Annotated in this window: 9 protein-coding genes; all 9 read left to right on the top strand. The window is 66.7% G+C overall.

Annotation, left to right across the window (positions count from 1 at the left end; all coding sequences use genetic code 11):
* Positions 1–12: 12 nt before the first annotated feature.
* The 9 genes from AC2JAJ_RS18405 (at position 13) to AC2JAJ_RS18365 (ending at position 12,460) form a co-directional block, all read left to right on the top strand.
* Entirely contained in the window at positions 13–1,773 is a 1,761-nt protein-coding gene (locus AC2JAJ_RS18405; protein WP_486414938.1) for an ABC transporter ATP-binding protein, read from the top strand.
* 92 nt (positions 1,774–1,865) lie between these two features.
* A complete protein-coding gene (locus AC2JAJ_RS18400) occupies positions 1,866–3,584 on the top strand; it encodes an ABC transporter ATP-binding protein (protein WP_486416771.1) in 1,719 nt (572 codons plus the stop codon).
* Complete coding sequence (locus AC2JAJ_RS18395) at positions 3,581–3,961, top strand: GntR family transcriptional regulator (protein WP_486414939.1); 381 nt, start codon at positions 3,581–3,583, stop codon at positions 3,959–3,961. Before AC2JAJ_RS18400 ends, AC2JAJ_RS18395 begins: the two co-directional genes overlap by 4 nt.
* 47 nt (positions 3,962–4,008) lie before the next feature.
* Positions 4,009–6,933 (top strand): excinuclease ABC subunit UvrA, encoded by a 2,925-nt coding sequence (uvrA, locus tag AC2JAJ_RS18390; protein WP_221385650.1) that lies wholly within the window; start codon positions 4,009–4,011, stop codon positions 6,931–6,933.
* 82 nt (positions 6,934–7,015) lie between these two features.
* Complete coding sequence (locus tag AC2JAJ_RS18385) at positions 7,016–7,732, top strand: HAD hydrolase-like protein (RefSeq protein WP_486414940.1); 717 nt, start codon at positions 7,016–7,018, stop codon at positions 7,730–7,732.
* Positions 7,719–8,387, top strand: coding sequence for a lysophospholipid acyltransferase family protein (locus AC2JAJ_RS18380; RefSeq protein ID WP_221385648.1), 669 nt, complete (start codon positions 7,719–7,721; stop codon positions 8,385–8,387). Before AC2JAJ_RS18385 ends, AC2JAJ_RS18380 begins: the two co-directional genes overlap by 14 nt.
* Positions 8,388–8,450: 63 nt before the next feature.
* The gene (gene uvrC / locus AC2JAJ_RS18375) at positions 8,451–10,448 is read left to right on the top strand and encodes an excinuclease ABC subunit UvrC (RefSeq protein ID WP_486414941.1); all 1,998 of its coding nucleotides are present in this window, start codon (positions 8,451–8,453) and stop codon (positions 10,446–10,448) included.
* A 69-nt stretch (positions 10,449–10,517) separates the two neighbouring features.
* Positions 10,518–11,441, top strand: coding sequence for an RNase adapter RapZ (gene rapZ, locus AC2JAJ_RS18370; protein ID WP_221385646.1), 924 nt, complete (start codon positions 10,518–10,520; stop codon positions 11,439–11,441).
* Entirely contained in the window at positions 11,441–12,460 is a 1,020-nt protein-coding gene (locus tag AC2JAJ_RS18365; RefSeq protein ID WP_486414942.1) for a gluconeogenesis factor YvcK family protein, read from the top strand. Before rapZ ends, AC2JAJ_RS18365 begins: the two co-directional genes overlap by 1 nt.
* The last annotated feature ends 1 nt before the right edge of the window (position 12,461 follow it).

Here is a 12,461-nt window from a genome sequence, read left to right as displayed (position 1 = left end):
CTGGTCGGACTGATGAGGCGGCTGCTGGACGGCCAGGGGCCACGTGTCGGTGCCATCGCTCTTCTGCAGCTGGTCCAGGCGGCGGCGAACCTCCTGCTGCCCACGGTGAACGCAGCAATCATCGACGACGGCATCGTGGCCGGCGATACCGAAGTCATCACGCGGCTCGGCGCGCTCATGGCCGTCATTGCGGCCGTGCAGGCTGCCTCGGCGATCGCCGCTGGCTACCTCGGCGCGCTGCTCGCCATGCGGATCGGGCGCCGCCTTAGGGCCGACATCTTTACCAAGGTCCAGTCGCTGTCCTCGCAGGACGTGGCCCTTTTCGGGACCCAAAGCCTGACCACCCGTGCCACCAACGACGCCCAGCAGGTCCAGGCGTTCGCCGTGCTGGTCTTCACCATGCTGGTAGCCGGCCCCGCCATGGGCGTGGGCGGAGTCATCCTTGCCCTGCAGCAGGACGTGGCACTGTCCGTCGTCGTTATCGTCATCGTGCCCCTGCTCCTGCTCATCATGTACCTGATTGTCCGCCGCCTGATCCCGCTGTACCGGCAGGGCCAGGACCTGCTCGACCGCGCTGGCGGAATCCTCCGCGAGCAGATCATTGGTGTGGATGTCATCCGCGCCTTTGTCCGCCAGGAGCACGAAGTGCGGCGTTTCGCCCGGACCAATGCGGGGCTGACGGCGAACAACCTGCAGTCCGCGCTGCTGGTGGCAGCGATGCTGCCGATGATCATGCTGGTGGTCAACATCAGTTCCGTGGCCATCGTCTGGTTCGGCGGCCACCGCATCCAGGCGGGCCAGATGAACCTGGGGGCGCTGACGGCCTTCATCGCCTACATCATGCAGATCCTGCTGGCCATCATGATGGCCATGTACGTCCTGATGACTGCACCGCGTGCCGCCGTCTGTGCCGAACGCATCCAGGCGGTCCTGGATACGGAGCCGTCGGTCCGGGACACTGCGGCCAGGGACACTGCAGCCACGGGCGCTGCGGCGCAGGCAACGCCACGGGGTGCTCCCGCAGCGCAGTCCGCAGGGGTGGAATTCCAGGCGGTCGGTTTTTCCTACCCGGGGGCTGAGGCGCCTGTCCTCGCGGACATCAGCTTCACGGCTGCACCGGGTACCACCACCGCGATCGTGGGTGCCACCGGCAGCGGGAAGACAACGCTGCTGAACCTGATCCCGAGGTTCCTGGACCCCACCGAAGGGCGCATCACCCTCGCCGGCAGGGACATCCGCGACCTGCCCCTGGACCATCTCCGGGAATCCATGGCCATCGTGCCCCAGCAGTCCCACCTCTTCACCGGCACAATTGCGGAAAATCTGCGGATGGCGGCGCCCGACGCGTCGGACGGGGAGCTGTGGGCTGCTTTGGAGACGGCGCAGACCATGCGGTTCATGCGCGACCTGCCGCTCGGGCTCGCCACCCCGGTAGGACAGGGCGGAGCAAGCCTGTCCGGAGGGCAACGCCAAAGGCTGTGCATCGCCCGGGCACTGCTCCGCGATGCTCCCCTCTACCTCTTTGACGACAGTTTGTCGGCGCTCGATTACGACACCGATACCCGGCTCAGGTCCGCCCTGGGCCAACGGCTCGGCGGCGCCACGGTGATTATCGTGGCGGAACGCATTTCCGCCGTGGAGGGGGCAGACCTCATCCTGGTGCTCGACGACGGCCGCCTTGTGGGGCAGGGAACGCACCAGGACCTGTTGGCGGCGTCCGCCACCTACCGGGAAATCGCCGAATCACAGCTTGCCCTGCAGGGCCCCCTGTGACGGCTCCGGAGGCAGCCGGGGGAGCAGCGCCGGGAAGGTTCTGGCCCACGGCGCGCAGGCTGCTGGGCCTGCTGCGCCCTTTTCGGGCCCAGATGGTGGGAGCCGTCGGAGCCACGTGCGCCTTTGCCGGCCTCAACGTGGCCGCACCGAAGTACCTGGGCGACGCTACCGACGTCGTGGTGGACGGCGTCCTCCAGGGCACGCTGGACCAACGGCTTGGAATCCTGCTCGCAGCCGTGGCGGTGATGTACATCTTCGCTTCCTTCTTTAACTGGGTGCAGGGAGCGCTGACGGCCCGTGCTGTGCAGGGGCTCATGTACGGCCTGCGGGCCTCCGTGGAGGACAAACTCCACCGCCTGCCCTCGACCTACTTCCGGGACCGGTCCCGCGGCGACGTCCTGAGCCGTGCCACGAACGACGTCGACAACATCGCCCAGGCCCTGAACCAGGTCCTGACGCAGTTGATCGTGGCGTTCCTGATGCTGACCGGCTCCCTGGCCATGATGCTGTGGATCTCACCGCTCCTGGCTGCCATCGCCGTCGCCATCGTCCCCGTCTCGACCTGGATCACTGTCCTCGTGGCCGGCCGGTCCGCGGAACATTTCGCCAGGCAGTGGAAGGAGACCGGCGAACTTAACGCACACGTCGAGGAGTTCATCAGCGGCCATGAAGTTATCAAGGCCTTCGGCCGCCAGGCCCACGCCGCGGAGGTCTTCAGCCAAAGCAACCGGCGCCTGGCGCGGGCGGCGGGCACCGCCCAGTACTCGGCCGGGGTGGTCCAGCCGCTGATGGTGCTGATGTCCAACCTGAACTACATCGCGGTGGCAGTCATCGGGGCGCTCCAGGTGATTGCGGGAGCCATGACCATCGGCGGCGTCCAGGCCTTCATCCAGTTCAGCAGGCTGTTTACGCAGCCGGTGGGGCAGATCGGCGGCCTGCTCAATGTCATACAGTCCTGTGCCGCCTCCGCCGCCAGGGTGTTCGCCCTGCTGGACGCGCGGGAGGATCCGCCGGAGCTGGAGGAGGCCGCCTCCGGAGCGCCGGTGGGCGGACCCATCGTCTTCGAGGACGTCTCGTTCAGCTATCCGGGCTCGGTCCCCGCCGTCCGCAACCTCACCTTCACCGTCGAGCCCGGCCAGGCTGTCGCCATCGTCGGCCACACCGGAGCCGGCAAGAGCACCGTGGTGAACCTGCTCATGCGCTTCCTACAGCCGGGATCAGGGCGGATCACCATCGGCGGGACCGACATCGCAGCCATACCCCGGGACCAGCTGCGGGGACAGTTTGGCGTCGTCCTCCAGGACGCGTGGCTGTTTGCGGGCAGTATCCGGGACAACATTGCCTACGGCTTCCCCGGCGCGACCGAGCATGCCATCGTGGCGGCCGCCGAAGCCAGCCATGCCGACCGCTTCATCCGGTCGCTTCCCCACGGGTACGGGACAGTGCTGGAAAATGGGGGCGAACCACTCAGCCAGGGCCAGCGGCAACTCCTCACCATCGCCAGGGCGCAGCTGGCCGGCCGCGCCGTGCTGATCCTCGATGAAGCCACCAGCTCCGTCGACTCCAGGACCGAGCTGCTGATCCGCCAGGCCATGCGCCGGCTGCAGGAAGGCCGCACCAGCTTCATGATCGCCCACCGTTTGTCCACGGTCAGGAACGCTGATCTAATTCTCGTCATGGACCATGGACGCATCGTGGAGCAGGGAACGCATGAAAGCCTCCTGGCCGCCAACAGCTATTACGCCCGGCTCTACAACGCACAGTTCTCGGCCCGTCCTGGCAGGGCCGGCGTCCTGGAGGCGGGCCTGTGAACCCCGCCGCCGACTTCCCCGGCTCCTGGCGGCCCAACCCCGCCAGCAGCGTCGCCCTGTTCGACCAGTTGAGGCTCCAGGTCATCCACCTTGCCGACAACGGGGCGCTGCCGCCCGGCACCCGGCTTCCCGCCGTGCGGGCGCTGGCCGGACAGCTTGACGTCGCCCCGCACACGGTGGCCCGGGCGTACAAAGAACTTGAAGCGGCAGGCGTCGTGGCAACCCGGGGCCGGAACGGGACGGTGGTGTGTGCCCGCGACGAGCGGCTGGGCGGCCTCTCCGAGGCCGCGGCAGCGTACGCCGCGGTCGCCAAATCGCAGGGGGCAACCTTCGCCGAAGCGGTGAAGCTCCTTGCTGCCGCCTACGATGTTCCCTGAGGGCGGAACCGTCAGTGTTCGAAAAAGTTTTCGATTAGCATAATGGGGTGCCTAAAGCCGTAGCTGAAGAAACTCCTGCCCCCTCCGCATCCTTCGCGGTCCCCTCTGCCGCCGCCCCGCACCGGCCGGACCTTTCCCGCCTCGTAGTGAAGGGGGCGCGGGAGCACAACCTGCGCAACGTGGACCTCGACCTCCCGCGCGACGCGATGATCGTATTCACGGGCCTCTCAGGGTCCGGGAAGTCTTCACTGGCATTCGACACCATCTTCGCCGAGGGCCAGCGGCGGTACGTTGAATCGCTGTCCGCCTACGCCCGGCAGTTCCTGGGGCAGGTGGACAAGCCGGATGTCGACTTCATTGAAGGCCTGTCCCCGGCGGTCTCCATCGACCAGAAGTCCACCAGCAAGAACCCGCGTTCAACGGTGGGCACCATCACCGAAATCTACGACTACATGCGCCTGCTGTGGGCCCGCGTGGGGCGGCCGCACTGTCCCGTCTGCGGCGAGCCGGTGTCCAAGCAGACGCCGCAGCAGATCGTTGACCAGCTGCTGGAGCTGGACGAGGGCACACGCTTCCAGGTCCTCGCTCCGGTGGTGCGCGGACGCAAGGGCGAGTTCGTGGACCTCTTCAAGGAACTCAGCGCCAAAGGGTACTCCCGGGCAAGGGTCGACGGCGAGCTGGTCCAGCTGAGCGATCCGCCCAAGCTCGGGAAACAGTTCAAGCACACCATCGAGGTGGTGGTGGACCGCCTGGTGGTCAAGGAAGGCATCAGCCAGCGGCTCACCGACTCCATCGAAACCGCCCTTGGCCTCGCCGAGGGCCGGGTCCTGGCCGAATTCGTGGACGTCGATGCGGATGCGCCGGAACGGATCAGGGCATTCTCGGAAAACCTTGCCTGCCCCAACGAGCACCCCCTCGCCATCGACGAGATCGAGCCGCGCTCCTTCTCCTTCAACAACCCCTTCGGCGCCTGCGCCGCCTGCAGCGGAATCGGCACCCGGCTTGAAGTGGACGAGGAACTCATCGTCCCCAATCCCGAGCTCTCACTCGCCGAAGGCGCCATCGCCCCTTGGTCCATGGGCACGGCCACCACCGAATACTGGAACCGGCTGCTGGAGGGCCTTGCCAAGGAAGTGGGCTTCTCCATGTCCACTCCGTGGGAGAAGCTGGGCAAGGATGTCCGGCAGACCATCCTGCACGGCAAGGACCACAAGGTGGTGGTGCAGTACCGCAACCGGTTCGGCCGGGAACGCAAGTACAGCACAGGCTTCGAGGGCGCCATCCAATACGTCCACCGCAAGCACGGCGAGACCGATTCCGACTGGGCCCGCGACCGCTACGAGGAGTACATGCGGCAGGTTCCCTGCCCCGCCTGCAACGGCGCCCGGCTCAACCCGGCGTCGCTCTCGGTCCTGATCAACGGGAAGTCCATCGCCGAAGTCGCGGCACTGCCTATGCGGGACTGCGCGGAATTCCTGAACAACCTGGTGCTGACCGGCCGCGAAGCCCAGATCGCCCACCAGGTCCTCAAGGAGATCCAGGCGCGGCTGACCTTCCTCCTCGACGTCGGCCTGGAATACCTGAACCTGGAGCGGCCCTCCGCCACCTTGTCCGGCGGCGAGGCGCAGCGCATCCGGCTGGCCACCCAGATCGGGTCCGGCCTGGTAGGTGTGCTCTATGTCCTCGACGAGCCGTCCATCGGGCTGCACCAGCGCGACAACCGCCGCCTGATCGAAACCCTCACCCGGCTGCGCGACATGGGCAACACGCTCATCGTGGTGGAGCACGACGAGGACACCATCCACGTCGCGGACTGGGTGGTCGACATCGGGCCGGGTGCCGGCGAGCACGGCGGCCAGGTGGTCCACTCCGGCCCGTACAAGGAACTGTTGGAGAACAGGGAATCACTGACCGGCGACTACCTGTCCGGACGCAAGGCCATCGACGTCCCCAAGAAGCGCCGCAAGTACGACAAGAAGCGGGAAATCAAGGTCGTGGGCGCGCGGGAGAACAACCTCCTGAACGTCGATGCCGCCTTCCCGCTGGGACTCTTCACCGCCGTCACCGGCGTCAGCGGTTCCGGCAAGTCCACCCTGGTCAACGAGATCCTCTACAAGGTGCTGGCCAACAAGCTTAACGGTGCCAAGCAGGTGGCAGGCCGGCACAAGACGGTGCAGGGACTCGAACACCTGGACAAGGTGGTCCACGTGGACCAGAGTCCCATCGGCCGGACCCCGCGGTCCAACCCGGCCACCTATACGGGTGTGTTCGACAACATCCGCAAGCTCTTCGCCGAGACCACCGAGGCAAAGGTCCGCGGCTACCTCCCCGGCCGGTTCTCCTTCAACGTCAAGGGCGGCCGCTGCGAGGCGTGTTCGGGCGACGGCACCCTGAAGATCGAAATGAACTTCCTGCCGGACGTGTACGTGCCGTGCGAAGTCTGCCACGGAGCCCGCTACAACCGGGAAACGCTGGAGGTGCACTACAAGGGCAAGACCATTGCCGACGTCCTCAACATGCCCATCGAGGAAGGTGCCGAGTTCTTCGCGGCGTTCTCGCCGATCGCACGGCACCTGAAGACGCTGGTGGACGTGGGCCTGGGCTATGTCCGGCTGGGCCAGCCCGCCACCACCCTTTCCGGCGGTGAGGCCCAGCGCGTCAAGCTGGCCGCCGAACTGCAGAAGCGGTCCAACGGCCGCAGCATCTACGTGCTGGACGAGCCCACCACCGGCCTGCACTTCGAGGACATCCGTAAACTGCTCATGGTCCTGCAGGGGTTGGTGGACAAGGGCAACACGGTGATCACCATCGAGCACAACCTGGACGTCATCAAGAGCGCGGACTGGATCGTGGACCTCGGCCCGGACGGCGGCTCCGGTGGCGGCCAGATCGTGGCGGCCGGAACACCGGAACAGGTGGCAAGCTCGGACACGAGCCACACCGGGAAGTTCCTCGCCGAAATCCTGCGCTGACCTGCACCGGGATCCGGACCGAAATATTCCCCGCGCGGAATGCGAGTTTCAGGCACTGCTGGTGTCATGAGAAACTAACCCGGTGACTTCAACAACAGTGCCCGTGATCTTTGACCTGGACGGCACTCTTGTCGATCCGGCCGGCGGAATTACAGACGGTATCGCGGCGGCCCTGCGCGAACTGGGACTCCCGGTTCCCGGCCAGGATCTGCTCGAATCGATGATCGGCCCCAAATTGAGCGACTCGCTGCTCAACGTGGCGAAGGTACCGGCGGACCGTTTGGCAGAGGTGGTCCGCCTGTACCGGGAGTACTACGTGGCCACCGGCATCGCGCAGAGCAGGCTGTACCCGGGCATCCGTGACGTCCTCGAGTCCTTCTCTGCCGCCGGCCGCCCTGTCGCGGTGGCCACCCAGAAGCCCCAGCGGCTTGCCCGTACGGTCCTGGCGCACCACGGAATCGACGAATTCTTCCACGGCATCCACGGCTCCGCGGACGACGAAACGGCCGTGGAAGGCGTCCCGCTGGGCAAGACCCAGATTATCGCTGCGGCGCTCAGGGACCTGGACACCCGGCACGCCATCATGGTGGGGGACCGCGCCCAGGATGTTTCCGGCGCCATTGCCAACGGACTGGACTGCATCGGGGTCATGTGGGGCTTTGCTCCCGACGGGGAACTGGAGGATGCAGGATCCTTCGCCGTGGTCAGCAACGCCGGGGAACTGCTCACGGTCATCGACCGGCTCCAGGCCATCCACTTCGCTGCCATGAGCGGGGTGAGCAACGATGGAAATGTTTGATGTTGTCCGCTGGACCACCCGCAACCTGATCTCCGGCACCTGCCGGCCCACCGTCGTCGGGCTCGAAAACGTGCCCTCCGACGGCCCCTTCATCGTGGCCCCCAACCACCTGTCCTTTTTTGACAGCGTCATCGTGCAGGCCCTCATGCCACGGCCGGTGGCCTTCTTTGCCAAGGCGGAGTATTTCACCACCGGTGGCGTCAAAGGCAAAGTCATGAAGGCCTTCTTCGAATCCGTGGGTTCCATCCCCGTGGAGCGCGGTGAACAGGCCGCCAGCGTCCAGGCGCTCAAGACGCTGCTCGACATCCTTGAGGCAGGCCGTGGCATCGGCATCTACCCGGAAGGCACCCGGTCCCGGGACGGCATCCTGTACCGCGGCAGGACCGGCGTCGGCTGGCTCGCCCTCACCACCGGTGCACCCGTGATTCCGGTGGGCCTGATCGGCACGGAAAAACTCCAGCGCGCCGGCGAAAAGGGGGTCAAGCCGCAGCACTTCACCATGAAGGTGGGGGAGCCGCTGTATTTCGACAAAACCGGCCCGGACCACTCCCTGCCCGCCCGCCGGGAGGTCACCGACCGCATCATGGATGCGATCGCCGCGCTCAGCGGCCAGGAGCGTTCAGGCAGCTACAACCAGAGCAAGTCCGTCGACTGACCCGGCCGGTGCCCAGGTGCCGGCCCGTGCAATGACACCGGCCGGCCTCAGTAGACTGGATAGGTGGCAAATCCAGCAAGTTACCGCCCTAAGACAGGTGAAATTCCCACCAATCCGGGCGTCTACCGGTTCCGTGATCCGCACGGCCGGGTCATCTATGTAGGCAAGGCCAAAAGCCTCCGGTCCCGGCTGAACTCCTACTTCGCCAACCCCGCCGGGCTGCTGCCCAAAACCTACGCCATGGTCCACGCTGCCAGCAGCGTGGAATGGACCGTGGTGGGCAGCGAACTGGAGTCGCTGCAGCTCGAATACACCTGGATCAAGGAATTCAAGCCACGCTTCAACGTCGTCTTCCGCGACGACAAGACGTACCCCTACCTTGCGGTGACCATGGGCGAGAAGTACCCGCGGGTCCAGGTCATGCGGGGGGACAAGCGGAAGGGCACCCGCTATTTCGGTCCTTACACCGCCGGGGCCATCCGGGAAACCATGGACACCCTGCTGCGGGTCTTTCCCGTGCGCAGCTGCAGCCCCGGCGTCTTTAAGCGGGCCGAAGCCAGTGGCCGGCCGTGCCTGCTGGGCTACATCGACAAGTGCTCGGCACCCTGCGTGGGCAGGATCTCCCCGGCGGACCACCGGGCCCTCGCAGAGGATTTCTGCGCTTTCATGGGCGGCGAGGCCAAACGCTTCATCGCCAAGCTGGAAAAGCAGATGGCCGAGGCAGTGGCGGAGCTTGACTACGAACGTGCTGCCCGCCTCCGCGATGACATCACCGCGCTGCGGAAGGTCTTTGAGCGCAACGCCGTGGTGCTGGCAGAGGACACCGACGCCGACGTCTTTGCCCTGCACGAGGACGAGCTTGAGGCGGCGGTCCAGGTTTTCCACGTCCGCGGTGGCCGGATCCGCGGGCAGCGGGGCTGGGTGGTGGAAAAGGTGGAGGACTTCTCCACCCCGGACCTGGTGGAGCACCTCCTGCAACAGGTCTACGGCGAGGACGGCGACACCCATGGCCGGCTGCCCCGCGAGGTCCTGGTGCCGGTGGCGCCAAGCAACGCCGAAGACCTTGCCAAATGGCTGGGCGGCATCCGCGGGGCCAAGGTGGACATCAGGGTTCCCCAGCGCGGCGACAAGGCGGCGCTGATGTCGACGGTGCGCGAAAACGCAGAGCACGCACTGAAGCTGCACAAGACCCGCCGGGCCGGAGACATCACCGTGCGGTCCCAGGCGCTCCAGGAACTGCAGGAAGCGCTGGACCTGCCGGTGCCGCTCCTGCGGATCGAATGTTTTGACGTCTCGCACGTGCAGGGAACCAATGTGGTGGCATCCATGGTGGTGGTGGAGGACGGGCTGCCGAAGAAGTCCGACTACCGGAAGTTCTCCATTACTGGCCCTGCCGCCGCCGATGATACGGCGGCCATGCATGACGTCCTCACCCGGCGGTTCCGGTATTACCTCCAGGACAAGTCCGCGCAGGTGGATGAATCCGCCCTCTCAGCCGGCCCGGTCGGAACTGCTGGGGAAGATGCCGCACTGGACACCACCACGCCGGCGCCGAAGGCAAAGTTCGCCTACCCGCCCAACCTGGTGGTGGTGGACGGCGGCCAGCCCCAGGTGAACGCCGCGGCCCGCGCCCTCAAGGACCTGGGCGTCGATGACGTCTACGTGGTGGGGCTGGCCAAGCGGCTGGAGGAAGTCTGGCTGCCCGACAGCGACTTTCCGGTCATCCTGCCGCGGACGTCCCAGGGGCTGTACCTGCTGCAGCGGATCCGCGACGAGGCACACCGTTTCGCCATCACGTTCCACCGCCAAAAGCGCGGCAAGGCCATGACCATCTCGGCCCTGGATGCCGTGCCCGGCCTGGGCTCATCCAAGCGCAAGGCCCTGCTGGCGCACTTCGGCTCCGTCAAGGGCGTGAAGGCAGCCACCGCGGAGGAACTGTCACAGGCGAAGGGAATCGGCCCGGCGCTTGCCAGCGCCATCGTGAACCACTTCGCCCTCGACCGTGCGGAGGCCGCGCTGCCGGCGATCAACATGACCACCGGCGAAATCGTCGAATCTTAGCTAGGGTAAAGGACGGGGTTAAGGCCGGCGCGGCCGCCCCGCGACGACAAGGGAAACGGGGCGGACTTGATGGCAGACACGACGGCGGAATCCGGAGCAGGGGAGGACGGGCTGGAGCCGGTCAAACCGCTCGAAGCGGAGCTGCTGGTGGTCACCGGAATGTCCGGCGCCGGACGGAGCACCGCCGCCGACGCGCTCGAGGACCACGGCTGGTATGTCGTGGAGAACCTGCCGCCACAAATGCTGGGGACCCTCGCCGAGCTCGTTTCGCACGCCCCGCAGTCCATTCCCCGGCTGGCGGTGGTCATCGACGTCCGCAGCAAGGGCCTCTTCGCAGACATCCGCTCCGCCCTGGGAGCCCTGGCCGCCAGTGGGGTGACCTTCCGCGTGCTGTTCCTGGACGCCAGCGACAACGTGCTGGTCCGGCGCTTCGAGCAGGGCCGGCGCCCGCACCCCCTGCAGGGCGGCGGGCGGATCCTCGACGGCATCGCCGCTGAACGTGAATTGCTGCAGGAACTGCGCGACAGCTCCGACGTCGTCCTGGACACCTCCAACTACAACGTCCATGGCCTTGCCACGGCCATCACCGAGCTGTTCAGCGAAACAGGTCCCGTCGCCCTCCGGCTCAATGTCATGAGCTTCGGCTTCAAATACGGCCTGCCCGTGGACGCGAACTACGTCGCGGACGTCCGGTTCATCCCCAACCCGCACTGGGTGCCGCAACTGCGGCCGCAGACCGGGCTGGACAAGGACGTCAGCGACTATGTGCTGGAAGCCGAAGGCGTGAAGAGCTTCGTGGACCGCTATGTGCTGGCGCTCGAGCCCGTCCTGGAGGGTTACCGCCGGGAAAACAAGCACTACGCCACCATTGCCGTGGGCTGCACCGGCGGCAAGCACCGCTCCGTTGCGGTCGCCGTCGAACTTTCCAAGAAGCTGGCCCAGTACCCGCGGGTCACGGTGACCACCGCCCACCGGGACCTGGGCCGCGAATAATGGCGCTGTTCACCGGTGCCCTGCCCCTGGTGCCGCCCGCCGCCGGATCGGCTTCAGCGCAGCAGGACAAGGGCCCCAACGTTGTTGCCCTGGGCGGCGGGCATGGGCTCTCGGCCTCGCTTTCGGCGCTGCGCCTGCTCACCTCCGAGCTCACCGCGGTCGTCACAGTGGCGGACGACGGCGGCTCGTCCGGGCGTCTGCGCGAAGAGTACGGTGTCCTTCCGCCGGGTGACCTCCGGATGGCACTGTCTGCGCTGTGCGATGACACAGACTGGGGGCGCACCTGGCGGGACGTCATGCAGCACCGGTTCCGCCCCGGCAAAGGCCCCGGTGGCTCGCTGGACGACCATGCCATGGGTAACCTGCTGATCGTTACCCTGTGGGAACTGCTCGGCGATACCGTCGCCGGGCTCCGGTGGGCCGGTGCGCTGCTTGGCGCACGCGGCCAGGTTCTGCCCATGTCCACGGTCCCGCTCACCATCGAAGGCGACGTCCGGGTAACAGCACCCGACGGCGCCACCGCGGTGCAGACCATCCGGGGGCAGGCCCGCTGCGCCGTGGCCGGATCGCTGGAAGAGGTGCGGCTCCTGCCCAAGGCCGCGCCCGCCTGCGTTGAGGCCCTGACGGCCATCGAACTGGCGGACTGGGTCATCCTGGGCCCCGGCTCCTGGTACACATCAGTCCTGCCCCACCTGCTCCTGCCGGAAATGCGGCAGGCCCTGTGCAGCACTCCTGCTAAACGCTGCCTGACCATGAACCTGGCCGTGGACACGAAGGAAACCAGCGGGATGACCGCAGCCGACCATCTGCACGTCCTGCGGCGGTACGCACCGGAGTTCAGCGTCGACGTCGTGCTCGCCGACCCCGCGTCCGTCCCGGACCGGCAGGAGTTCGAGGAGGCGGCCGGGATGATCGGCGCCGAGGTGGTCTTGGGTAAAGTAGGGGCGTCAGGGCGCCGCCCCGTCCACGAGCCGCTGCGGCTGGCCACGGCGTACCAGGACATTTTCGGGAACAGTTAGG

The sequence above is a fragment of the Arthrobacter sp. MOO21 genome (genome assembly GCF_057369995.2).
The sequence above is the reverse complement of the archived record's forward strand: the minus strand, read 5'-3'. Positions and strand labels throughout refer to the sequence as shown.

Bases quoted from the DNA above. Each gene is read 5' to 3' on its own strand.
- AC2JAJ_RS18405 (WP_486414938.1), top strand. From the start codon at position 13: ATGAGGCGGCTGCTGGACGGCCAGGGGCCACGTGTCGGTGCCATCGCT.
- AC2JAJ_RS18400 (WP_486416771.1), top strand. From the start codon at position 1,866: ATGGTGGGAGCCGTCGGAGCCACGTGCGCCTTTGCCGGCCTCAACGTG.
- AC2JAJ_RS18380 (WP_221385648.1), top strand. From the start codon at position 7,719: ATGGAAATGTTTGATGTTGTCCGCTGGACCACCCGCAACCTGATCTCC.
- rapZ (WP_221385646.1), top strand. From the start codon at position 10,518: ATGGCAGACACGACGGCGGAATCCGGAGCAGGGGAGGACGGGCTGGAG.
- AC2JAJ_RS18365 (WP_486414942.1), top strand. From the start codon at position 11,441: ATGGCGCTGTTCACCGGTGCCCTGCCCCTGGTGCCGCCCGCCGCCGGA.